Source organism: Gordonia pseudamarae (assembly GCF_025273675.1).
In the GTDB taxonomy this organism is placed as follows: Bacteria; Actinomycetota; Actinomycetes; order Mycobacteriales; family Mycobacteriaceae; genus Gordonia; species Gordonia pseudamarae.
The window spans coordinates 4,735,673-4,759,022 of sequence record NZ_CP045809.1 but is presented as its reverse complement, the minus strand read 5'-3'; the positions used below and the strand labels follow the sequence as shown (position 1 = coordinate 4,759,022).

The 23,350-nt window shown below is 68.0% G+C and carries 21 protein-coding genes, 1 tRNA gene, 1 other RNA gene and 1 pseudogene; 13 read left to right on the top strand and 11 right to left on the bottom strand.

What is annotated here, in order from left to right; genetic code table 11:
• Window positions 1-4: 4 nt before the first annotated feature.
• Together GII31_RS20825 and GII31_RS20820 are read right to left on the bottom strand one after the other, a co-directional pair.
• Window positions 5-694: pseudogene (locus GII31_RS20825) on the bottom strand (DNA adenine methylase); the annotation flags it as partial.
• A 177-nt stretch (window positions 695-871) separates the two neighbouring features.
• A tRNA-Ser gene (locus GII31_RS20820) sits at window positions 872-957 on the bottom strand.
• Window positions 958-1,077: 120 nt separating this feature from the next.
• On the opposite strand from GII31_RS20820, the gene ffs reads away from it, so the two are divergent.
• The 4 genes from ffs to GII31_RS20800 all read left to right on the top strand — a co-directional run bounded on the left by ffs (window position 1,078) and on the right by GII31_RS20800 (window position 6,318).
• Window positions 1,078-1,172: signal recognition particle sRNA small type (gene ffs / locus GII31_RS20815), an RNA gene on the top strand.
• Between the two features lie 50 nt (window positions 1,173-1,222).
• The gene (locus tag GII31_RS20810) at window positions 1,223-2,506 is read left to right on the top strand and encodes an aminotransferase class I/II-fold pyridoxal phosphate-dependent enzyme (protein WP_213245227.1); all 1,284 of its coding nucleotides are present in this window, start codon (window positions 1,223-1,225) and stop codon (window positions 2,504-2,506) included.
• Window positions 2,507-2,538: 32 nt separating this feature from the next.
• Window positions 2,539-3,822 carry a glycosyltransferase 87 family protein gene (locus GII31_RS20805; protein WP_407649858.1) on the top strand — a complete coding sequence of 428 codons (1,284 nt, stop codon included), beginning with the start codon at window positions 2,539-2,541 and terminating at the stop codon, window positions 3,820-3,822.
• 9 nt (window positions 3,823-3,831) lie between these two features.
• A complete protein-coding gene (locus tag GII31_RS20800; protein ID WP_213245226.1) occupies window positions 3,832-6,318 on the top strand; it encodes a DNA polymerase III subunit gamma and tau in 2,487 nt (828 codons plus the stop codon).
• A 43-nt stretch (window positions 6,319-6,361) separates the two neighbouring features.
• Here GII31_RS20800 and GII31_RS20795 read toward each other — a convergent pair whose 3' ends face one another.
• Window positions 6,362-7,684: a class I SAM-dependent methyltransferase gene (locus tag GII31_RS20795; protein WP_213245225.1), complete on the bottom strand. Its 1,323-nt coding sequence runs from the start codon at window positions 7,682-7,684 to the stop codon at window positions 6,362-6,364.
• Window positions 7,681-9,078 (bottom strand): FAD-binding oxidoreductase, encoded by a 1,398-nt coding sequence (locus GII31_RS20790; RefSeq protein ID WP_213250823.1) that lies wholly within the window; start codon window positions 9,076-9,078, stop codon window positions 7,681-7,683. The genes GII31_RS20795 and GII31_RS20790 overlap by 4 nt, the downstream gene beginning before the upstream one ends.
• 187 nt (window positions 9,079-9,265) lie before the next feature.
• On the opposite strand from GII31_RS20790, the gene GII31_RS20785 reads away from it, so the two are divergent.
• The 8 genes from GII31_RS20785 to GII31_RS20750 all read left to right on the top strand — a co-directional run bounded on the left by GII31_RS20785 (window position 9,266) and on the right by GII31_RS20750 (window position 15,173).
• Window positions 9,266-9,727 (top strand): SRPBCC family protein, encoded by a 462-nt coding sequence (locus GII31_RS20785; RefSeq protein WP_213245224.1) that lies wholly within the window; start codon window positions 9,266-9,268, stop codon window positions 9,725-9,727.
• Between the two features lie 19 nt (window positions 9,728-9,746).
• Window positions 9,747-10,703 (top strand): pseudouridine synthase, encoded by a 957-nt coding sequence (locus tag GII31_RS20780; protein WP_213245223.1) that lies wholly within the window; start codon window positions 9,747-9,749, stop codon window positions 10,701-10,703.
• The gene (locus tag GII31_RS20775; protein WP_213245222.1) at window positions 10,700-11,041 is read left to right on the top strand and encodes a hypothetical protein; all 342 of its coding nucleotides are present in this window, start codon (window positions 10,700-10,702) and stop codon (window positions 11,039-11,041) included. The genes GII31_RS20780 and GII31_RS20775 overlap by 4 nt, the downstream gene beginning before the upstream one ends.
• On the top strand, window positions 11,038-11,406 hold the full coding sequence (locus GII31_RS20770) for a YbaB/EbfC family nucleoid-associated protein (protein ID WP_213245221.1): 369 nt from the start codon (window positions 11,038-11,040) through the stop codon (window positions 11,404-11,406). Before GII31_RS20775 ends, GII31_RS20770 begins: the two co-directional genes overlap by 4 nt.
• Window positions 11,407-11,412: 6 nt before the next feature.
• Window positions 11,413-12,024 carry a recombination mediator RecR gene (gene recR / locus GII31_RS20765; RefSeq protein ID WP_213245220.1) on the top strand — a complete coding sequence of 204 codons (612 nt, stop codon included), beginning with the start codon at window positions 11,413-11,415 and terminating at the stop codon, window positions 12,022-12,024.
• Window positions 12,025-12,129: 105 nt separating this feature from the next.
• On the top strand, window positions 12,130-13,737 hold the full coding sequence (locus GII31_RS20760; RefSeq protein WP_260840169.1) for an alpha/beta hydrolase: 1,608 nt from the start codon (window positions 12,130-12,132) through the stop codon (window positions 13,735-13,737).
• Between the two features lie 117 nt (window positions 13,738-13,854).
• Window positions 13,855-14,430, top strand: coding sequence for a uridine kinase family protein (locus GII31_RS20755; RefSeq protein ID WP_213250820.1), 576 nt, complete (start codon window positions 13,855-13,857; stop codon window positions 14,428-14,430).
• Between the two features lie 20 nt (window positions 14,431-14,450).
• A complete protein-coding gene (locus GII31_RS20750) occupies window positions 14,451-15,173 on the top strand; it encodes a uracil-DNA glycosylase (RefSeq protein WP_213245218.1) in 723 nt (240 codons plus the stop codon).
• Between the two features lie 143 nt (window positions 15,174-15,316).
• On the opposite strand, the gene GII31_RS20745 is transcribed toward GII31_RS20750, so the two are convergent.
• Window positions 15,317-16,039, bottom strand: coding sequence for a type 1 glutamine amidotransferase (locus GII31_RS20745; RefSeq protein ID WP_213245217.1), 723 nt, complete (start codon window positions 16,037-16,039; stop codon window positions 15,317-15,319).
• On the bottom strand, window positions 16,036-17,325 hold the full coding sequence (locus GII31_RS20740) for a Mur ligase family protein (protein ID WP_213245216.1): 1,290 nt from the start codon (window positions 17,323-17,325) through the stop codon (window positions 16,036-16,038). The genes GII31_RS20745 and GII31_RS20740 overlap by 4 nt, the downstream gene beginning before the upstream one ends.
• Before the next feature lie 114 nt (window positions 17,326-17,439).
• Between GII31_RS20740 and GII31_RS20735 the strand changes: the two genes are divergently transcribed.
• Window positions 17,440-18,495 carry an alpha/beta hydrolase gene (locus tag GII31_RS20735; RefSeq protein ID WP_213245215.1) on the top strand — a complete coding sequence of 352 codons (1,056 nt, stop codon included), beginning with the start codon at window positions 17,440-17,442 and terminating at the stop codon, window positions 18,493-18,495.
• Window positions 18,496-18,504: 9 nt separating this feature from the next.
• Here the strand turns inward: GII31_RS20735 and GII31_RS20730 are convergent, their stop codons facing one another.
• The 5 genes from GII31_RS20730 to GII31_RS20710 are packed head-to-tail and all read right to left on the bottom strand — an operon-like array spanning window position 18,505 to window position 23,339.
• Window positions 18,505-19,266 (bottom strand): ABC transporter ATP-binding protein, encoded by a 762-nt coding sequence (locus GII31_RS20730; protein ID WP_260840168.1) that lies wholly within the window; start codon window positions 19,264-19,266, stop codon window positions 18,505-18,507.
• Window positions 19,263-20,216 (bottom strand): ATP-binding cassette domain-containing protein, encoded by a 954-nt coding sequence (locus tag GII31_RS20725; RefSeq protein ID WP_213245213.1) that lies wholly within the window; start codon window positions 20,214-20,216, stop codon window positions 19,263-19,265. Before GII31_RS20725 ends, GII31_RS20730 begins: the two co-directional genes overlap by 4 nt.
• A 17-nt stretch (window positions 20,217-20,233) precedes the next feature.
• The gene (locus tag GII31_RS20720) at window positions 20,234-21,382 is read right to left on the bottom strand and encodes an RNA-guided endonuclease InsQ/TnpB family protein (protein ID WP_213245212.1); all 1,149 of its coding nucleotides are present in this window, start codon (window positions 21,380-21,382) and stop codon (window positions 20,234-20,236) included.
• Window positions 21,383-21,424: 42 nt separating this feature from the next.
• The gene (locus tag GII31_RS20715; RefSeq protein ID WP_213245211.1) at window positions 21,425-22,324 is read right to left on the bottom strand and encodes an ABC transporter permease; all 900 of its coding nucleotides are present in this window, start codon (window positions 22,322-22,324) and stop codon (window positions 21,425-21,427) included.
• A complete protein-coding gene (locus tag GII31_RS20710; protein WP_246221983.1) occupies window positions 22,317-23,339 on the bottom strand; it encodes an ABC transporter permease in 1,023 nt (340 codons plus the stop codon). Before GII31_RS20710 ends, GII31_RS20715 begins: the two co-directional genes overlap by 8 nt.
• Window positions 23,340-23,350: the final 11 nt, after the last annotated feature.

The window sequence follows — 23,350 nt, the reverse complement described above, 5'->3', positions numbered from 1 at the left end:
CGGGTTACTCATCGGTCCCCACGAACAAGTATTCGGACACGTTCTGACGGGTCGCGGCCGCGTGCGTGCCGAAGCTGTACTTGTGGTCCACCGCGATCGTTTCGATGTGTGGCTTGACCTTGCCGAGCAGGTCTACGATCCGGTCTGCCGGCGGCAGCGCGTTTGACGAGTACGACAGGATGATCGTGCCGGCGTCCTCGAACTGTTCGAAGCTGCGGCTCAAGGCTTCCTCGATGGTTCGCTTGTACGCGAACGGGGTGAACCGTTTGGTGAGTTTCTTGGTCTTGGTGTTCTCCATGATTTCCATGTCCCGCCAATAGTCACTGAGACCTTCGAGAGTCACTGAGACCTTCGAGCAGGTGATACCGCTTGATGTAGTCGGCGTCATCGGTCGGCGGGGCGTATGGCGGCTCCAGGTAGACCAAGTCGGGGGGTGCGTCGGCATCGTCGTCGGGCCGGAGGTCGAACACGTCGCCGTGATGCGCCTTGTGGCCTGACACGCCGTTGTCGAAGACCACCGCATTGTATGCTGCGACGGCCTCGCGGAAGTGCTCGGGAAACGACAGTCGGAGGTCACGCCTGCCGTCGGCGTACTTGGTCGAATCGGTGAAGGTGACACGCCGCGCGGCTGCTTTCGGGCGGCGGACAGTACGAGCGCCGAGATTGCGATGTCGCGTTCGTACCCGGACGGGCGCGCCGCAATGCCTCGGGGGAGTGATCGGGCATGGCACGTACCTTCCCTCAAACCGAGTCGTCGTGCCGCAGTCTACGACGGAGCTACGACACCGACCGGTCCGTCAGACTAAAGGGAGTGTAGGTGTCAGCTGGTGACACCTACACTCCCTTTGGATCCGGACGGCCGGATCAACTGCGGAGGATAGGGGATTTGAACCCCTGAGGGCTGTTAACCCAACCCGCGTTCCAGGCGAGCGCCATAGGCCACTAGGCGAATCCTCCAACATGGCGATGATAGCGGTAGACGCGCCGGTGCCCAAACCGCGTGTGACAGTGACCCACCCCAACCGCCCGGACGGCGGGCCCGGTGTGACCGTCGCGGCCGGTGCGGCTACACTCGTCAACGGATCCCGCGCGGCGCGCATCCTGTGAACTCCCCCAGGGCCGGAAGGCAGCAAGGGTCAACGGGCTCTGCCGGGTGCGCGGGGTCCCCTATGTTTTGAGGGGAAGATCCCCCCACACCCGGTTCACGGTGAGAGGTCCCGCGTTGAATTACCACTCGATGAGTGCCGACAATCTCCGCGACACCCAAGCCGAACTGCGAAAGCTCTACGACGAGCTGTGCGGGCTGGGCCTGTCCCTCGACATCACCCGCGGCAAGCCCGCCCCCGACCAGCTCGATCTGTCCAACGGGCTGCTCGCGCTGCCCGGCGAGGGCGACTATCGCGACGCGGGCGGCACCGACACCCGCAACTACGGTGGTATCGCGGGTCTGAAGGAGCTGCGCGAGATCTTCGGCGAACTGCTCGGCGTCGACGCCGCCGACCTGATCGCGTTCGGTAATTCGAGCCTGCAGTTGATGCACGACGTCACCGTCGCGGCGTTGCTGCACGGTACCCCCGATTCGGCGGAGCCGTGGGCGAAGCAGGGCACCGTGAAGTTCCTGTGCCCGGCGCCCGGCTATGACAGGCATTTCGCGATCACCGAGTCTTTCGGCATTGAGATGATCACCGTCCCGATGAATCCGGACGGTCCCGACGTCGCCGCGATCGCCGAACTGACGGCGAACGATCCGTCGATCAAGGGCCTGTGGGTGGTGCCCACCTACTCGAATCCGACGGGTGTCACCTTCTCCGAGGAGGTCACCAGGGCGTTGCTCGAGGTGCCCGCTGCCGACGATTTCCGGATCTACTGGGACAACGCGTACGCCGTGCACACGCTGGTCGAGGCACCCCCGGCCCCGCATCCGGTGCTGGAGTGGGCGGCGCAGGCCGGCCACCCCAACCGGGTCTACGTGCTCGGCTCCACGTCCAAGATCACGTTCGCCGGTGGTGGTGTCGCGTTCTTCGGCGCATCCGCCGACAACCTGGCCTGGTTCTCCAAGCACCTCGGAATCTCCACCATCGGCCCCGACAAGGTCAATCAGTTGCGGCATGTGCGTTTCTTCGGTGACGCCGACGGGGTGCGTGCCCACATGGCCAGGCATCGTGAGCTGCTCACCCCCAAGTTCACGCTGGTCCTGGACATCCTCGACGACCGGCTGGGCGATGCGAAGGTCGCCGACTGGTCGCGGCCCGAGGGCGGCTACTTCATCAACCTCGACGTGCTCGACGGTGCCGCCAAACGCACCATCGAACTGGCCGGGAACGCCGGTATCGCGCTCACCGCGGCGGGGTCGACGTACCCGTACAAGCAGGATCCGCGCGATCGCAACATTCGGCTCGCCCCCACATTTCCGGGCATCGACGATCTGCGGACCGCGATGGAGGGCGTGGCCACTTGCGTGCTGCTCGCCGCGACTGAGACGTTGCTCACCGCGCACAGTGACTGATCAGCGCCTCGCGTCGTGAACAATATCCCTCTGTGAGACCTGCCGGAGCGACGTTGGCCACCGTGGCCTTCGTCGTGCTCGCGCTTGCCGCGCTGTGGCTGCAGGATGTGATCGTCCCGTATTCGATGCCGTTCTGGGGACTGTTCGACAATCAGCTCGACCTCGACGTCTACCGGGCGGGTGCACAGACGGTCCTCGACGGCAAGAAGCTGTACGACGTCAAGCTGCTCGGGCAGATGGACTACACGTACGCCCCGATCTCCATCCCGTTTTTCATCCCGTTCGCGCTCATGTCGTTCGACGAGGCCCGAATAGTGTGGAGCGTAGGCATCCTGGTGGCGCTGTACCTGGTCATCATGCTGAGTTTCCGTTCGCTGGGCCGCCCGCCGTCATGGCGGCTGCGGACTATCGCGGTGTCACTGGTGGCGATCGTGATGTTGCTCGAACCGGTCCGCACCACCATCTGGTACGGCCAGATCAACGTGTTCCTGATGCTGCTCATCCTCGTTGACCTGACTCGCGACGACGATTCGCGGCTGCGCGGGGTGGGGACGGGGCTGGCCGCGGGTATCAAGATGACGCCGCTGATCTTCGGCCTGTACCTGGTGATCGTGGGCAGGTGGCGGGCGGTTGCCGGGCTGGCCGCCGGGTTCGTGGGCAGCATCGTGCTCGGGTTCGTGATCATGCCGAAGGCCGCGCTCAAGTTCTGGACCGCCCGCATCTTCGACTCGAACCGGGTCGGTTCGCCGCAGTCGGTGGGCAACCAATCGTTGCGGGGCTGGCTGGCGAACATCACCGACACCGATACCCCGAGCACCACCATCTGGTTGGTGTTGGTGCTGGCGGCGTCGGGGATCGGCATGTACGCGGCGTACCTGGCCCATCACCGCGGCAACGAGTTGCTCGCGCTCACGATGGTGGGAATGACCGGATGTGCGGTATCACCGATGTCGTGGGGTCACCATTGGGTCTGGTTCGTGCCGTTGACGGTGATCGGCGTCGACCTGTTGTTGCGGGCGGATACGTCGACGCGCCGGCGGCTGCTGGTGGCGGCGGGGCTGGTGGCGATGTTGCTGGCGGCGTTCTCCTGGCGCACCCACTACGACCACGCCATCTGGTTCGTGTTGCGGTCGGTGCCCGACGGCTACATGATCGGGCTGTTCTTCAAGACCGGCATCGGCTGGTTGCAGTGGTTCACGATTTTCCCGTACGGACCGATCTTCGCGGTGTCGGCGGTGGCCACGATCATCGTGTACCGACCGGTTCGGGTGGGTCCGGACACGCCTGAGCGGTCCGGGGTCGGTGGTCGCCGGTAGTCTCGACGCGTGGCTCTGTATCGCACCTATCGCCCGGCAACGTTCGCCGAAGTCGTCGGTCAGGAGCACGTCACCGACCCGCTCAGCCGTGCCCTCGACGGTGGCCGGATCAATCACGCCTACCTGTTCTCCGGGCCGCGCGGCTGTGGCAAGACGTCGTCGGCGCGTATCCTCGCCCGGTCGCTGAATTGCGCGCAGGGACCGACGTCGACGCCGTGCGGCACCTGCTCCTCGTGTGTGGCGCTGAGCCCGGGCGGTCCCGGCAATCTCGACGTGATCGAGCTGGACGCCGCCAGTCATGGCGGTGTCGACGACACCAGGGAGCTGCGCGACCGCGCCTTCTACGCGCCATCGGAGTCGCGGTACCGGGTGTTCATCGTGGACGAGGCCCACATGGTCACCAATGCGGGTTTCAACGCGCTGCTCAAGATCGTGGAGGAGCCGCCGGAGCATCTGATCTTCGTGTTCGCCACCACCGAACCGGAGAAGGTGCTGCCGACGATCCGCTCGCGCACCCACCACTATCCGTTCCGGCTGCTCGCCCCGCCGGTGATGCGCGGCCTGCTGGAGAACATCTGCGCCAAGGAACATGTCACCGTGGCGCCCGACGTGTATCCGCTGGTGATCCGGGCGGGCGGTGGCTCGCCACGGGACTCGCTGTCGATCCTGGACCAATTGCTCGCCGGGGCCGGCGACGACGGTGTGACCTATGACCGGGCGCTCGCCCTGCTCGGTGTCACCGATGTCGCGCTCATCGACAACGCGATCGACGGGCTCGCCGCCGGCGACGGGGCCTCGGTGTTCGCGACCGTGGAAAGGCTTGTCGACGCCGGACACGATCCGCGCAGATTCGCGATCGATCTGCTCGAACGGCTTCGGGATCTCATTCTGCTGCAAGCTGTTCCGGAGGCCGCCGAGCGTGGGTTGGTGGAGGCCCCGGGTGAGCAGCTGGCCCGGATGCGACACCAGATCGAGGTGCTCGGACCGGCCACGCTCACCCGTTTCGCCGAGACCACGCACGCCGCGCTCGGCGAGATGCGTGGCACCACTTCTCCGCGCCTGCTGCTGGAGGTGCTGTGCTCGCGGCTGCTGTTGCCCGCGGCGGCCTCGGATTCGACGGCTCTGCTGCAGCGGATCGAACAACTCGAAGCAGGTGTGATCACCGGTGGCGCTGCTGCCCGGCCACCCGCACCCGTACCCGACTCCGCGGTGGGTGTGGCGGCACCGGCAGCACCGCAGCCGCCGGCCACCGAGTCGCGTTTCATGCGTCCGTCCGAACGCAAGGCGATGGAGGAACGCAAGGCGGCCGCCGAGGCGGAACGCCGTAAGGCCGAAGAGGCCGAAGCCGATCATGCCGCGCAGGATCCGGCGGTGCGGCAGCCGGTGACCACACCCGCGACGACGCCGACGGAGGCACCGTCGCCCCCGGTGGAGATCCCGGAGGCCGTGCCGGTGGTACCGGAGACCCCGGCGGCGCATGCGGTTGAGTCGGTGACCGAAACGCCGCCGTGGGATCCGGATCCGGAACCGGCGAGTCCGCAGCCGGAGGCCAACGCGCCTGCCCCGGTGCCGCACGCACCGGCCGACGAGGATGAACCGGCGGTTGTGGATGTCGCTGCCGCCGCGCGTGTGGAACCCGAATCGGCTGTGCCGGAACATGTTCCGCCGCCGATCGGGTCACCCGGCGGGGACGTGGGTGCATCCGATGCCCCCGATCCCGCGGTGCCGGAGCGGGCCGGCCCGATCGCGGCGCCGGCCGGGGGCGATATACCGCTTCCCGATGAGCCGGTCGACGAGTATGCCCTGCCCCCGGAGGATTCGGTGCCGCCGGCCCGGCGCCCGGCGCCCGAACCCGAACCGGAGCCCGAAGTCCGGTCGGACGGCCTCGACCTCGACACCGTCCGTACCCGGTACCAGGAGTTCCGCAACGCCGTGCGGGACCGGGCAAAGACGCTCGAGCCGATGCTGTCGGCGGCCGTTGTGCACGACCTGCAGGATCGCACCGTGGTGTTGGCGCACCCGTATGAGGCGCTCGTGCAGCGCCTCGGTGCGCCGCACGCGGTGACGGTGATGCGTGAGGCGTTGCACGAGGTGTTCGGCACCGAACTCGATGTCCGGGCTGTGCATCAGGTGCCCGGCTCGGCCCCGGCCGGCGCACCCGCCGCCGGTGGTCGGCCACCGGCCGGCCGGCCGCAGCCCAAGCGTACCCAGACCTATTCGCGGCCCAGCGCCCAGAATCAGGCCCCGGCGGCACCTGTGGCACCGGCAACCGGCCGGCAACCGGCCGGACCCGAGCCGCTGGCCGACAATCAGCCACCGCCGCCCGAGCCGGAACCCGAACCCGGACCGCCGCGCGCCGACGAGGACATACCCGAGGACGAGCAGGCCGAGATGGTGGCCGACGCACACTCCGGCAACCCCGACCGCCGCCACGATCAGGGTGCGGTGGCGCTCGAACTGCTCCGGTCCGAGCTGGGTGCCACGGTCATCGAGTAGTGGTTCGCGGCAGGCCCTCGCGCCGCGGTCGGTGCGGGCGTGGCTACGCCTGCCACCACGGCCGCAGGGGGACCTGGTTGTTGCCCTGTGCGTCGAGTTTGGTGGCGAGTACGTGGTGGAGCTGAACGATGTTGCGGTCGAAGCCGATCCGGCACCCGGCCATGTACAGGCCCCACAGGCGGGCGGTGCCGTCGCCGACCTCGGCGACGGCCTCGTTCCAGCGGTCGACGAGGTTGATGTTCCAGTCGCGCAGCGTCATCGCATAGTGCTCGCGCAGGTTCTCCTCGTGGACCACCTCCAAGCCCCCGATGTCCTGGATCTTGGAGATGATCTTGCCCGACCCCGTCAGCTCGCCGTCAGGGAACACGTACCGGTCGATGAAGGTGCCCGCCCGGTTGCGGTTCGGGTTGTCCGGTCGGGTGATGCAGTGGTTCAGCAACATTCCGCCCGGCCGCAGCTTGTCGCGCATGAATCCGAAGTACGCCGGGTAGTTGCTCACGCCGATGTGTTCGGTCAGGCCGATCGAGGACACCGCGTCGAATCCGCTTTCGGTCACGTCGCGGTAGTCGCTGTGCCGCACCTCGGCGAACTCACCGAGACCTTCGTCGATGATCGCCTGCTGTGCCCACTCCGCCTGCTCGGCGGACAGCGTCGCGCCGATCGCGTGTACCCCCTGCCGGGCCGCGTATCGCACCATTCCGCCCCAGCCGCAACCGATGTCGAGCAACCGATCGCCAGGCTTGAGGCGCAGCTTCTCGAAGATCAGCCGGTACTTGTTGTCCTGGGCGGTTTCCAGCGAGGCGTCCCGGTCGGGGTAGACCGCGCACGTGTACGTCATCGACGGACCGAGCACCCACTCGTAGAAGGTGTTGGACACGTCGTAGTGGTATGAGATGGCTTCGGCATCACGGGTTTTCGAGTGACGCAGACCTTCGGCGAAGCGCCGCCAGCGTGGCACCGCCTCCTGCGGCGGCGGGGCGATCGGTTTGAAGTGTTCGATGCCGAGCGAGCGCGCCACGTTCGCCAGTTGCAGCGGCGAGGGCTTGTTGAACTTGAGATCACCGGCCAGCGCCTTCAGCGCGGGATACGGGTCGCCGGGGTGGGCGCCGATCAGCTTCAGGTCGCCGGATATGTAGGCGCGGGCCAGACCCAGATCACCGGGGGCGGTCACCAGGTATGTCGTGCCGCGCGGGGTCAGTAGGTCGAGGCCGAACTCGGCATCGGCGGGGCCCGCGGAACTGCCGTCGTAGGCGGTGATCCGGATCGACAGATCGCCACCCATCATCGTCTCGAAGATCTCGGCCAGGGTGAGCTTGCCCGCCCCGTCCTCCTGCGAGCGTGTCGATTGTTCTCTGAACGTGGTCACTGTCGCTGCACCGCCTTCGCGTAGAGGTCAAGCAGCCGGCCGTCCGGGTCGTACCGCTTCTTGAGGAGCTGATAGTTCTCCCCACCGTATAACTCGTCGAACTCGGCACGATCGTAGAACGACTCGGAATACAACGACTTGTGGCCGTCGAGTTCGGACACCTTGCGTTCGATGAGCTTGTTGGTGAACCCCGGGTCTCCGGGCGTCACCGGCACCCCCGACCAGAAACCGACATTCACATACGTCCGGCCCGGTTCCAGGGGGTACAGCGGCCAGGGTCGGTGCCGGCCCGCGTCCGCCTGTCCGGTGGCGGGGATCGAGTCCGAACGCAACCGCAACGGGCACAGCCAGACAGGTTCGATGGGGACGTTCTCCAGGAACCACCCGACGTAGGCCGCGGTGTTCTCGATGGGAACCTCGATGTCCTGGACCACCCGTTCGCTCGGGGGCAGGCCCTTGCGGGCGTTGAGCTTGTCGCCGATGTTCCAGCGGTGGTCGTAGGCGATCAGCTTCCAGTAGAAACTGCTGCGCAGCAGTCGTTTCGGCCACCACTTGCGCACCGTGGGGTGCTGGGCGCCGAAGGCGCGCGAACACCAGAACCAGTCGGTGTCCCACCGCCACAGATAGTCCGCGATGGTGAGCCGGTCGGTGTCGCGCTCCTGGATCGACCGATAGTAGATGTCCATGCCGGTGTAGTCGCTGACCGGACCGGCCTCGTCGCTCTGGCGTCCCAGCGTCAGATACGACTCGTCTGCGCTGAACACCACCCCGTCGAGGTAGTCGACGCGGTCGCCGTCGTGGCTGCCGTCGGTGACGATCCGGTCCATGGTGGTCTGTAACTCGGCGATGCTGCCGAAGCGGAGATGCCGCAACACCACGAACGGCGCCACCGATTCCAGCTCGATCCGCAGACGGACCGAATAGCCCAACGTGCCATAGGAATTAGGGAAACCGTAGAACAGATCGGAGTGTTCGTTGGTGGGGGACGCGGTGATGATGTCACCGCTGCCGGTGAGCACGTCGATCTCGATGACCGATTCGTGCGGCAGGCCGTTGCGGAACGACGTCGACTCGATGCCGAGTCCGGTGACCGCGCCGCCGAGGGTGATGGTCTTGAGCTGGGGCACCACTTTCGGTGCCAACCCGTAGCGGAGGGTGACGGCGACCAGTTCCTCGTAGGTGCACATGCCGGCCACGTCGGCGGTGCGCGCGGCCGGATCGACCGAGATCACCCCGCCCAGTCCCGAAACGTCAAGGCCGGGATGGGGGTTTTCGGCGCGTTTGCGGAAAAGGTTCGATGTCTTCTTGGCAAGACGGACTGTTGCGCCCGGCGGGATGGCCCGATAGCTCGCGAGGAGGGCTCCGACACCCTCAGCGAACGCCTCTGGCCCCATCTCCCGCTTCACAGACACCACTTGGCTAGCCTAGGACGGAAGCCAGAAGGCTGCCAATCAAGCCACGCCGCCAATCCGGGACTTCACCGCGAAAACGTCATCGCACCGCGCAACCGCACAGAACGCGACCGCACAGCACACAACCGCACAGAACGCAGCAGCGTCTCACACGAAGGAGCCCATCGGTATGGGTCAGGTTTCCGCAACACAGTCCATCGACATCGCCGCCGCACCCGATGCGGTGCTCGCCGCCCTCGCCGACTACACCGAGACCCGCCCGGCGATCCTGCCCGAGCAGTACCGCGATTACCAGGTGCTTTCGGCAGGACAGGGCGAGCGAAGCGACGGGGGATTGCCGGGGGACGGCACCGTCGTCCACTGGATCCTGCAGGCTACCTCCAAGCGTCAGCGCGACGTGAAGGCCACCGTCACGGTCACCCCCGGCACCATCACCGAGACCGACGCCAACTCGTCGATGGTCACCACCTACACGGTCAAGGCCTCGGGCAGCGGGTCGACGGTGACCACCACCACATCGTGGACCGGTGCCGGCGGTATCGGCGGCTTCTTCGAGAAGACCTTCGCCCCCAAGGGCCTGAATCGGATCCAGGCGGTGCTGCTGGCCAATCTCAAAGCGCGCGTCGAGTGATGTGCGGCGAGGCCGGGGCATGAGCCGCAGAACCCGACCGTCACCGCTGCCACCGCGCGACGGCGTCGATGCGACGCGCGTGGTGGTGCGGGCGGACGGGTGCAGCGTCGGTGAGGTGCTGTCGGCCGCACCGTCGCTGGCCGGGCTCGGCGCGGGAGCGCTGGAGGACCGCGCCCGCGCGGGTGAGATCGTCGACATCGACGGCCGGATGCTCGCCCTGGAACATCCGGTGCGCCGCAACTCCACGATCTTCCTGTACCGGGACCTGCCCGACGAACCGCCGATCCCGTTCGACCTGCCGATCCTGTACCGGGACGACAACATCGTCGTCGTCGACAAACCGCACTTTCTGGCTACGATGCCGCGCGGCCGGCACGTCGTGCAGTCGGCGCTGGTACGGCTGCGCCGCGACCTCGGCGTCGATGAGATCGCACCCGCACACCGGCTGGACCGGCTGACCGCCGGGGTGCTGCTGTTCACGCTGCACCCGCAGGTGCGGGCCGCATACCAGTCGATCTTCGCCCAACGCCGCGCCGTCAAGGAGTATCGGGCGCTCGCCCCGGCGCGATCGGGGCTCGCCGACACCGTCACCGTCCGCAACCGGATCGAGAAGACCGCCGGTGACCTGCGCGCACTCGTCGCCGACGGCGAGATCAACGCCGTCAGTGAGATCACTCTCCTCGGTCCCGGTCCCGGTCCCGGCACCGATACCGGTACCGATACCGGCCTGTACCGCCTGGTCCCACATACCGGTCGCACCCACCAGTTGCGGCTGCACATGGCGTTGCTCGGGGTGCCCATCATCGACGACCCGCTGTACCCGGATGTGCGCCCCGACCTGGCCCGGCTCCCCGACGACGGCGACTTCACCCGGCCGCTGCGGCTGCTGGCGTCGTCGCTGGCCTTCGACGACCCGCTGACCGGCGAGCGCCGGGAATTCATCAGCGCACTGCACCTGAACGGGGCCGCCCGATGAGCATCCACGCCTCGTACGAGAACCACACCGACCTGGCGTGCGAGGCCGTTGTGTTCATCGACGACGAGTCCGGTGCCTGCTTCCAGATCCAGCGTGACCTGCCCGACGGCGAATACTGCGTCACCACCGGTGCGTCGGCACCGGTGTACGGCGCCATCACCGCGTGGCGCGCCCGCAACACCACATTCGAGTTCGCGTTGACATCACAAGGCGGCCGGCTGTTCGGCGACAACCTGCTGTCCTTCGAGGTCACCGCCGCCGACGGGACCGTCGCCGAGTTGTCTTCGCATGTCGGGCGGTTGCTGGCCGGGGTGCCTCGTCTACCCTGGTCGGTGTGAGTCAATCTTTTGATCCCAGCGCGATCTTCGGCGGCGGTGCCGGCGGCGAGAACCCGATGGCCGGGCTGCTCGCGCAGGCCCAGCAGATGCAGGCCCAGCTGTTGGCCGCCCAGAACGAGATCGCTGCCGCCGAGGTCACCGGTACCGCCGGAAACGGCCTGGTCACGGTGACCGGCACCGGTACCGGCGAGATCACCTCCGTCACCATCGACCCCAAGGTCGTCGACCCCGCGGACGTGGAGACCCTGCAGGATCTGGTCCTCGGCGCGCTCGAGGATCTGGCCGGCAAACGCGATCAGCTCGCCCAGGACAAGATGGGTCCGCTCGCGGGTGGGCTCGGTGGCGGATTTCCCGGACTGGGCTGACCACCGGTGTATGAGGGCCCGATCCAGGATCTGATCGACGAACTGGCCAAGCAGCCCGGCCTCGGACCCAAGGGCGCCCAGCGGATCGCCTTCCACCTCCTCGCCGGTGAGAACGCCGACATCGACCGGCTCATCGCCGCCCTGGCCCGGGTGCGGGACGACGTCACGTTCTGCGACTACTGCGGCAACGTGTCGGCCGACCGGCTGTGCCGCATCTGCTCCGACGCCCGGCGCGATGCCACCAAGATCTGCGTCGTCGAAGAACCCAAAGACGTCCATGCCATCGAGCGCACCAAGGAGTTCCGTGGGCGTTACCACGTGCTGGGTGGGGCGCTCGACCCGCTGTCGGGGATCGGCCCGGACCAACTGCGCATCCGCGAGCTGCTCACACGCCTCGCCAACCAGCCGGACGGCGTCGACGTCACCGAGGTGATCGTGGCCACCGATCCCAACACCGAGGGCGAGGCGACCGCCACCTACCTGCTGCGGATGCTCAAGGACTTCCCCGGACTGTCGGTGACCAGGCTCGCCTCGGGCCTGCCGATGGGCGGCGACCTCGAATTCGCCGACGAACTCACCCTCGGCCGCGCACTGTCCGGTCGCCGCGTACTGGCATGACCGGACGCGACGGGCCGGCCTGAGTTGCCCGGCTCCGGGACCGCCGATGAGTGACAACCCGGTATCGGTCCGGCACGTGCGCCGTATGGTTTGGTAGGCATAGGTATGCCGACTCACAGGTATGCCCGTGTCCGTCGACGGCTACTGCCCGCGGCGGTGTGCGCATCGTTCGCCGTCATCGGGTCCGTGCTGACGGTGCCGGCACCGCAGGCGCAGGCCGCACCGGACCGGCTCCACTGGGGTGCCTGCGACAGGTCGTTCATGGCGTCCACGAGCACCGAGTGTGCGACGCTGCGTGTTCCCCGGTCCTATGACAATCTCTCTGGCGACAACCTCGCCGGACCGACCATCGAACTCACCGTCAGCCGCATCGCCGCGCGCGATCCCGGACGCAAACGGGGCGTGCTCGTGGGCAACCCGGGCGGCCCCGGATTGTCGGCGATCGGCATGTTCTCGCAGCTCGCGATGCCACAGGCGGTACGTGACGAATGGGACCTGGTGGCGGTGCAGCCGCGCGGGCTGCCCGGCGCCACCCCGGTCCGCTGCGCGGCGATCACCGATCCGTCGCGGCTGATCTCGGAGATGGGCCTGCTCAACCGGGAACGCTGCGACGAGAAGAAGACCGGCTACTACAGGACGTTGACCACCGAGACGGGCGCCCGCGACGTCGAACAGGTGCGCCGGGCGCTCGGCGTCGACAAGCTCAGTCTGTTCGGCCTGTCGTACGGGACGTGGCTGTTCGCCACGTACGCCACCCTGTTCCCGAAGCACACCGGCCGGCTGATCCTCGATTCGGCGATGGATCCGGCACAGGCGTGGAGCGACATCCTGATCGCGCAGACCACCGGTTACAAGCGGCGGGTCCACGAGATGATGGCATGGATCGCCGACAACGACCGCACCTACCATCAGGGCACCACACCGCTCGCCGTATACCGCGCGTGGAGTGCGCGGATCGAGAAGCAGGCGGGTGTGCCACCGTCATTGTCGGCGCCGCCGGCGCGGGTGGGCGATGTGCCACCGGGCTTGCAGGCGCTCGGCGAACTGTACGTCCGGGGTGCGAACCTGACCGCCGACACCCGCGCCCGGTTCGAGAACTACCTGGCGACCGTCACCAATCCGGGTAAGGCTCAGGTGACGTCGGAGCTGCTCGTGATGACCCGGCTCGCCGCACCCGACCGCAACATGTGGTCGATCGTCGGTCAGCTGCTGGCCTCCGAACGTGAGATCACGGTGTTCACACCCGAGGTGCTCAAGGACATGACGGCCTCCACGGACATGCAGCAACTGATGGTCTGCAACGAGAACCGTTCTGCCGTCGATCCGACGCTGTGGCCGGCGTCGTATGTGCAGAACTTCATCGTCGGCGACATCTTCGAAGCGCCGGGTCTGCTGTACAAGTCGGGTACCGCCTGCGCCGGCACCACGCCGGTGGGCAGGCCGGTTCCGGTGCGCAACCGGGGGCTCACGGTACGGCCGCTGCAGATCCAGAGCACGGGCGATCCGCAGACCCCGTATCGGGATTCGCTCGCGATGCGGCGGGCGATGGGCGCGCATCTGATCACCGTCGGCGGCGGTGACCACGGCCAGTTCGGTCGTCTGAACACAGCCGTCGACAACGCCGTCGTCACATATCTGCGCACCGGACGCACCACGGTCACCTCGGCCACTCCGGCGCCGATCCGCGCGCCGCTGTTCCCGATGAAGCGGTAGTCCCGTCGCCCGCGGCCGCGGAGTTTGGTAGGTGTATCTGATGCTGAAACCTCGCCTCCGTCGCCGCCCGCGCGCAGCCGCCGGAACAGTCGCGGCATGACAGCGTTCCCGCCGCGGATGATCACCGGCAACAGGTCGGCAGTCGTCGAGCTGGCCCCCACCGTGGAACGGCATCTCGACGTGCTGGCCGCGGAGCTGTCCACCGGCATCGTCGCCATCGACGGGCCGTCGGGGGCGGGCAAGTCGGTGATCGCCGACGCACTGGTGAACAAGCTCGCCGACCACGGCACCGCGGCCGTGCTGATCCGCACCGACGATTTCGCCACCTGGGACAACCCCGTCGCGTGGTGGCCCGAACTCGAGAACGACATTCTGCGGCCGTTCCTGCGGCGGCGTGACTACGTGTACCGTCCGCGGGTGTGGCACGACGGCGTGCCGTCGCTCGGTGGTCCGGTGTGGGTCCGGTGGGAGCCGCTGCTCATCATCGAGGGGGTGTCTTCCGCGCGTACGCGGATAGCGCCGCGACTGACCCGGGCACTGTGGGTCGACGGCGGTACCGAGGACCAGCGGCTGGCGCGCACCGTCGCCCGCGACGGCGAGGCCGAACGCGAGCATCTGCAACGGTGGCAGCGGTTCGAGCGCGGCTGGTTCGGGGTCGACCGCACCCGCGAACGGTGCCTGATCCTGGATTGACCGGGGCGTAGCGTGGGTGTGTGCGGTACCGAACGGTGGAGCAACTCGACGCGGCGTTGGTGACATGCCGCGCATGCCCACGTCTGGTGCGCTGGCGTGAACAGGTCGCGCGGGAGAAACGGGCCGCCTTCGCCGACCAAGAATACTGGGGCAGGCCGGTTCCCGGCTTCGGCCCGGCCGATGCGGCGGTGCTGATCGTGGGTTTGGCACCCGCCGCGCACGGTGCCAACCGCACCGGACGCATGTTCACCGGCGACCAGAGCGGCGACGTGCTGTTCCGCGGCCTCTACGACGTGGGCCTGGCCAGTGCGCCCACCGCCACCTCGGCAGATGACGGGATGGAGTTGTTCGGGGTGCGGATGGTGGCGCCGGTGCACTGCCCGCCGCCGCAGAACACGCCGACCACCACTGAACGCGACAACTGCGCCAAGTGGTTTCGCGCCGAACTCGACCTGCTTTTCCCCACCGCGCGATCGGTCGTCGTTCTGGGCGGCTTCGGGTGGCAGGTGGCGCTGCGGGAGTTGGCGGAGTTCGGCTGGGCGGTGCCGCGTCCGAGGCCGAAATTCGGTCATGGCGTACAGGTTTCACTGTCCCGCGGGGCTGAGGCGATCACCTTGTTCGGCTGTTATCACGTCAGTCAGCACAACACCTTCACCGGCCGGCTCACCCCGGCCATGCTGCGCGAGGTTCTCGCCGCGGCCGCCGACCACGCCGGGATATCCCGGCACATTCCGGCGAGCTGACACTCCCCGGAACACCAATGCGCCCCGCCACGAACGCACCCGTCACGAGGGTTGGGTGGGTCGGCCCGGTTCTTCGGCTGCCGGTCAGTGTCCATCCGTTCGCCGGCGCGGCCCGAGGGCGGAGGTCACCTCGACAGCGAGAATCAACCGCGACGGGCCGCTGCAAGACGTTCGGTACGCAGGCGGTCGACCTGGGGGAGGTCGAGCGGGGCGAGGGTGTCGACGCCCAGCGCCCGCTTGAGCAGGTGGTCGGCGAGCTGCGGATTACGGGCCAGGGCAGGTCCGTGCATGTAGGTGCCGAGCACCGAACCCTGCACCACGCCCTCGGTGCCGTCGCCCACCCCGTTGCCGACCCCGTGCCGTACCCGGCCCAGCGGCCGGGCATCGGAACCGAGAAGGGTTCCGCCGCGGTGGTTCTCGAACCCGCTGAGCGGTTCGGTGAGGCCGTCGGGCGTCGGCTCGGTGACGAGCTCACCGATGCTGCGCCTCTCCTGCGGGGAGGTGGTGAGGTCGAACAGTGAAATCCCTTCCACCCGTTCGCCCGCCGATGTCTCATACCAGTGGCCGAGGACCTGGATCGCGGCACAGATCGCCAGTACCGGGCGTCCCGCCGCGGCGGCGCGCTGCAGACCCGGAAAGCGGGTGAGGTGCCGGGTGGCCAGTCGCTGCGCGTAGTCCTCGGCGCCACCGAGGGTGTACACGTCGAGGGACTCGGGCACCTCGTCGTCGAGGGTTATCGAGATGATCTCGGCGTCGATGCCACGCATGCGTGCGCGCTGACGCAGGATCAGGGCGTTGCCGCCGTCGCCGTAGGTGCCCATCACGTCGGGCAGCACCAGGCCGATGCGGAGGGTCGATTCGCTCACTTCTGGTTCCCTCCGGCGGCTTTGGCCTCGGCGCGCTCGAGAGCAACACCCAGATCGCGGAACGCGGTGTAGTTGGCCAGGACCTCGACGCGGCCGGGCGGGCAGGAGGCGATGGCCTTCATCGGGTCGTCGATGGTGATGTGCTCGGCGCCCGCGTACAGCAGTCGCACCGACAGGTCGGCGGCGCGTTCGCCCGCCGCGACGACCTTCATCGTCTCGAACGCCTCGAACCGTACATCCCACAACCATGACAGGTCCTCGCCGTCGGGGACCTGACCGTTGACGGCGATCACCAGTCCGTCGGCGTCCTGATCGATCATCGACAGCGCCTCCTGCCAGCCGGCCGGATTTTTGGCCAGCAGCGTGCGCACCGAGTGGTTGCCCACCCGGTGGACGCCGTACCGGCCGGCGACTTCGCGGACAGTGCCCACCGCCGCAACGGCTTTCGCGGGATCGGCACCCATCGCGACCGCTGCCGCGACGGCCTGGGCGGCATTGCCGCGGTTCGCACTGCCGGGCACCGACAGTGGCATTTCTACCACGAAACCATCAGGGCCATATATCTTTTCGTCGTCGACCCACCAGTCGGGGGTGGGGCGTCGGAAAGTCTCGTCGCCGCTGGAGTACCAGCCGTCCTCGCCGCGGATGATGGGTTCGCCGGTGCGGGGGCAGCTCACCGAGTCGCCCACCCAGCTCGCACCCGCGGCCACCCACACCACGTGTGGCGCGTTGAACGCCGCCGAGGTGACCAGCACATCGTCACAGTTGGCCACCAGGACGGTGTCGGGGTGCCGGGCGATTCCCTCACGCAGGCGGCGTTCGATCATGTTGATCTCGCCGACCCGGTCCAGCTGGTCGCGGGAGAGGTTGAGCAGCACCAGAACCGACGGATCGACGGCGTCACTGACGTGCGGTACGTGCAGCTCGTCCACCTCGAGCGCGCAGATGCCGGCCGAACGCTGCAGCGACAGGGTGGCGATGATGCCGGCGTCCATGTTGGCACCGTCGGCCTGGGTGGCCACCTCGCCGAGTTCGGCGAGCGCGGCCGCAGTCATCCGCGTGGTGGTGGATTTGCCGTTGGTGCCGGTGATCAGCGCGGTTTTCTTGCCCGCGGCCAGCCGGGACATGATCTTCGGGTCGATCTTCTCGGCGATCAGGCCGCCGATCATCGAGCCTTTACCGCGTCCGGCGGTACGCGAGGCCCAGCGGGCCGCGCCGGCTGCTGCCAAGGCGACGGTGGTGCGTACCGGCAGCCGGGCTGGGTTGTGATGTTCGCGCTCGGGCATGCAGAGAGTCTGTCACAGGTGCCGCGTGTGTGAGCGGGGCGCGGGGGCCCGACGAATCACACTGTGACAACAGGGGTTGTCACACTATGGGGGTGGTCCCGTAGGCTCTGGAACGTGAGCCGAGCCACCACACCGCCACTGTCACCGGTCGCCAGGGTCCGACGGGCCCTGATCAAACCCATCGGGAAGGTGCCGCCCGTGCTCGTGGCGTCGCTGAGCCGATGGGGTCACGTCAACGCCGACGGTGACCGGCTCGACCCGCCGATGGCGGTGATCGCGTGGGCCGCGGCGAACGTTCCGGGCATGGCGTTGGTCAGCGGAACCGTGAGCCAGGCGCGGCACCGTCTGGACGAATCGTCGGCGATGATCGCCGAGACGTTCCCGCCGCTGGCGGTTGTCGAGGACTTCCGTATCGACGACACAGTGTCGGCGACCCGCTATCGGGCCGACGAACAATCGACGGGCATCATCCTGTACTTCCACGGTGGTGGATTCGTGCTCGGCAGCCGGGCGAGCCACGACGCGGTGGCCCGCCGCCTGGCGATCGGTACCGGCGCCGATGTGGTGTCGGTGGACTACCGGCTGGCCCCCGAACACCCGTTCCCGGCCGCCACCGACGACGCGCTGGCCGCCTGGCATCACGTGGTCGGGGCCGCGCCGGGCTGGGGTGTGTCGCCGGACAAGATCGTCGTCGCCGGCGACAGTGCCGGCGCCAACCTCGCGACGGTGCTGGCGGCGGACGTGCGCGGCGAGGATGTGCGGCCCGCCCTGCAGTTGCTGATCTACCCGGTGGTGAACGCGTCGGAATCGGCGGACACGGCCTCGCGGCGTGAGTTCGCCAAGGGGTTCTACCTGACCGCCGAACGCGTCAACTGGTTCACCGACACCTACGCTCCGGTGCCCGCAGACCGTTCCGATCCGCGGGTGTCTCCGATTCTCGCCGACGACCTGTCGGGCCTGGCCCCGGCCTACGTGCTGGTGGCCGGTTTCGACCCGCTCCGCGATGAGGGCATCGCCTACGCCGAACGACTCCGCGAGGCCGGTGTGCCGACGACCCTGGATCGGGCCGGTAGCCTGATTCATGGCTTTGTGAACATGACGGCGCTGTCGGCCGATGCGCGCGGAGTCTTCGACCGGATGTCGGCGGCGGTTCGGGCCGCATTGTCCTGATCGGCAGGGTCATGATCGGCCGAGTGTGCTGTCGATCCCGGAGTGCGGGTCCGACAGGGTAGTAGGCGCCGACGGTCGCTGAACGGTCCTGCCGTTGCCGACCATGAGTACCCGGTCGGCGACGGCCACGACAAGAGGGTGATCGTGACTCACGACGAGTACGCCCCGACCGTGCCTGTGGGCGATCTCGTCGAGTAGCCGCATCGCCACCGCCGCGCTGATCCGGTCGAGGGCGGCCGTGATCTCGTCGCACAACACGATCTCGGGCTGATGCGCGAGTGTGCGTAGCAGGGCGGCACGTTGAAGCTGACCGTCGGAGACCTCATGGGGACGCCGGTGCAGGAGTCCGGATGTGAGGCCGAGTGTCTCGGCGAGGCCGTCGAGCGGCACCGGCCGCGCACCCGCGGGCCCGCGGCGGGCGGCTTCTCGAGCGGACAACTCGATGGCGCGGTCCAGCCGCATCCGCGGATCCATTGCCGCCCTGGGTGACTGGAAGGTCACCCCGATCCGTCCGCGGACCGCCCGGCCCGAGGCGGCCCGGATCTCGCCGACGGGGGTGTCACCGAGGCGTACGCTACCCGCGTCCGGTGCGATCAGCCCGCTGAGCAATCGGACGATTGTGGTCTTTCCGGAGCCGGAGGGTCCGGTCAGTCCGACGATCTCACCGGGCTCGACACGCAGATCGAGTCCGGCGAGCAGCCGGCCGGTGGCCACCGGTGGCGTATACACCACCCCGGAGGCGACGAGCGGGTGGGCGGTTGTGCCGGTCATCGGACGGTCCCGTCGGTGTCGCCCGGATCATGCAGTGCGCCCGGATCATGCAGGGTCGCGGGGGCGTGCAGCCCGCGGGACGGCAGAGCCGCCAGCAGCAGCCGCGTGTAGGCGTGCGCCGGGCTCCGCAATACCTGGGTGGCGGTGCCGGTTTCGACGATCCTGCCGTGCCGCATCACGCTGACCTCCTCGGCGATCCGGGTGCTCTCGAGTTCTTCGATGTCGTGCGTCACCAGCAGGACTGTGCCACCGGCGTCGGCGTGGTCGCGCAGAATGGCCAGCAAGTGGGCGGTCAGCACCGGGTCGAGTGCCGAGGTGGGTTCGTCGGCGAGCAGCAGCGGCGGATCCCCGGCCAACGCGAGCGCGAACGCCGCCCGCTGGGCCATGCCACCGGACATCTCGTGCGGATACAGCCCGGCGTCGCCGGACCGGAGTCCGACGGCGGTGATGAGTTCGCCGACATCGCGCCGGTGTCCGAGCGCCGCGCAGGTTTCGGTGAGTTGGGCGCCGAAGGTCCGCACCGGCGTCAGAGCCGTTGCCGCCGATTGCGGTATGACGCCGATGACCCGGCCGGCCAGGGTGGGTGTCGGCGGCAGCATCGAGCGTCGGCGCCGCGCGGGGCCGAGGATGTCGGCGTGTCCGCCGGGAACGCCCCCGCCCGACAGTTCGATCCGGCCGCGTGCGTGCGCGGTCGGTGGCAGCGCGCCGCTGATTGCCCGCAGGACAGTGGATTTGCCTGATCCGGACTCGCCGATCACCGCGTGCACGCATCCCGCACCGACGTCGAGGTCCACCGCGCGCACCGCGGCGACGGTGCCGTGTTCGCCGGTGATGTCGACAGCCAGGCCCGAAATCAGCAGCCGTACAGACGATTTGACGTCCTCCCGGCCGTAAACGACCGGGATTCCTACCACGCCACTTCGTGGCGTCTTGGCGGGTTCCTGTTTCACCGAGTCGTGCTCCCCACTCACGCGGGAAGACTGACCGTCTCTCCGCAGGCGTTTAGTCTCTCGGAGCGCCCCTCCGCGAGAATGTTCTTGGCAGCGTTCAGGTCGCGGTCGTGGACCGCACCACACCCCCGACACGTCCACTCCCGAACCGAGAGCGGTTTCGGCCCGTCCTTCGCCCCGCACACCGAACACAGTTGGCTCGACGGGAAAAACCGATCCACCTTGACGACGGTGCGCCCGTACCGGGCGGCTTTCTCCTCCACCATACGCACGAACATGCCCCACCCGGCGTCGTGCACCGATTTCGCCAACCGCGTCCGCGCAAGCCCGGTGACGCACAGGTCCTCGACGTAGATCGCTTGGTTCTCGCGGATCAATGTCGTGGACAGTTTGTGCGCCCAATCCTTGCGGGAGTCGGCCACTCTGGCGTGGGCTTTGGCGACACGCACACGGGCCTTGGTGCGGTTCTTCGATCCTTTCTGCTTGCGGGACAGATCCTGTTGTGCTTTGCGGAGTTTGCGTTCGGCCCGGCGCAGGAACTTCGGGGAGTCGATCACCCGGCCGTCCGAGCAGACCGCGAACGAGGTGAGACCCAAATCGATACCCACCTCGAACTGCGACTCGGGCAGCGGTTCGTCCGAAGTCTCGACGACGAACGATGCGAAATACCGGCCCGCCGCGTCTTTGATGATCGTGACACTCGATGGCTCCGACGGTAGGTCGCGTGACCAGGCAACCTTCAATTCGCCGACCTTGGCCACATACAGCTTCCGATTCGCACGGATCGAGAATCCGTTGCGGGTGAGCCGGATCGCTTGCCGATTGTCTTTGCGGGACCGGAAACGAGGTGCGCCGACCTTGCGGCCCTTGCGTTTCCCGGACATCGAATCGAACCAGTTGCGATACGCACGCCGCGCGTCCTGGCTGGCTTGCACCAGCACCACCGATGCCACCTCGCCCAGCCATTGACGCTCTGGGGTTCGCTTGGCCTCGGTGACCACGAGCTTCTGCACATCGGTATCGGAGAGTTTTAGCCCGGCCTGGTAGGCGACCTGCCGTGCCCGTAGCGCGTCGTTGAATACCACCCGCGCACACCCGAACGCCTGGGCCAGCCTGTTCTGCTGTCCGGGCGTCGGGTAGACGCGGTACTGATATCGCAACTGCATGGTTCAATCCTACTGTGCCCCACTGACACTGTTGTTGATGCGCTAACCCGGCCCTGAAGGACCGGGCTTGCGCGCTACGTTTCTCGGCCATCGCACCTCCGCTCCGGTGATCCGCGCCGTCAGCGCCCGCCCCGCGACACCCACCGCCAGCACGGCCGCGATCAGTGCGCCGCCGGGGAACACCAGCAGCCACCATTGACCGAGCAGCAGACCGCCCTCGGCGTCGGACAGCAGGGTACCCAGACTCGGTTCGTGCGGCGGCAGGCCGATGCCGAGGAAGGAGAACGTCGACTCGTGCCACACGGCGTGCGGCACCAGCAGCAGTACCGAGATGAGTGCCTGGCCCAGCGCCGCGGGTACCAGATGATGCCGGATGATCTGCCCGCGTCCCATCCCGCTGAGCCATGCCGAGGCGATCACCTCCGAGTTACGCATCGATAACGTTTGGGCCCGAATGATTCTCGCTGTGGTCACCCAGTGGCTGAGTACCAGCGCCACGATGATCGCCGGCACGCTGCCGCGGAACATGGCCACGATCACCAGGCTCAGGATGAGATGGGGCAGCGCGTTGACGGTGTCACTGGTACGCATCAGGACCTGGTCGACGGCGCCGCCGACGAATCCGGCGATCACGCCCACCGCGGTGCCCAGGACCGTCGACGCCACCGCGACGATCAGCGCGATCGTCAGCGACAGCCGCAGGCCGAGGGCGACCCGGATGAACAGGTCGCGGCCGGCCGGATCGGTGCCGAGCGGATGGTCGGCCGACGGAGCCACACCGGCGATCGTGTAGTCGACGATGCGGGTGTCATGGTCGACGAACAGCGGCACGGCGAAGGCGTACAGGACCAGACCGATCAGCACGGCGAGCGCGCACCACAGTCCGATCCGGCGGGGACGGGGCCGGCGGGCCTGATCGGTCACAGCCGTGCGGTCAGACATCGGTGTCCACCCGCGGATCGAGCAGCACGTACAGCACGTCCGCGAGCAACGTGCACAACAGCACCGCGGCCGTCGAGGCCACCGTGAGGAAACACAGCAGGTCGAGGTCGAGGCGCTGGGCGGCCTGTACCATCGCCGCACCGATTCCCGGCCAAGCGAATACGGCCTCCACGATCACCGAACCGGCGATCAGCTCGGGTAGCCGGGTGGCGGTGAGTGCGATGAACGGGGGCGCGGCAACCGGCAGGACGTGGCCGACGACGATCGTGCGCCGCGGGATCCCCCGCAGCCGGGCGAACAGCACGGCGTCCTCGCTCAGCGTCCGAATCACCGTCTCGCGCAATCCGAGGATCAGCCACGGTACCTGTGACAGCGCGAAGACCACGGTGGGCAGCGCCAGATGCCGCAGCAGCGAACCGGCGGCGACCCCCTCGCCGGGGTCGGTCAGCCCGCCGGTGGGAAACAATCCCAGCCCCAGCGCGAACACGGCGATCACTCCCATGCCCAGGACGAACGGCGGCACCGCCGCCAGCACAGTGGCCAGTACACCGATCGCGCGGTCGGCGAGCGAACCCGGAGCCAACGCCGCCCACAGTCCCAGGCACACCGAGATGATCAGCGCGAGAACGAGACCGGAGACACTCAGCACCAGCGTCCACGGCAGCCTGTCGCCGATCACCGTGGATACGCTCTGCCGGTAGGACATCGACCGGCCGAGATCACCACCGAGGGTGGCTCGCAGCCAATCCCACCACGCCGACCACCACGACCGGTCCAGCCCCAGGGTCCTGCGCAGTTCGCCGCGCTGTTCGTCGGTGAGGGCCGCGGACTGGCCGGACATGTAGGCGTCGAGCGGATCGAGTGGGCTCAACGACGCCAGCCAGAACACGCCCACGGTGACGACGAGCGTGATCGGGGCGAGCAGCAGCAGACGTCTGCCGACGATGCGGGGCACCGCCGAGATCCGGCGGCGCCCCGTGTCGGCCGGCATACCGGGCGGGCCGGTGCACGTCACCGGCGGGCCGG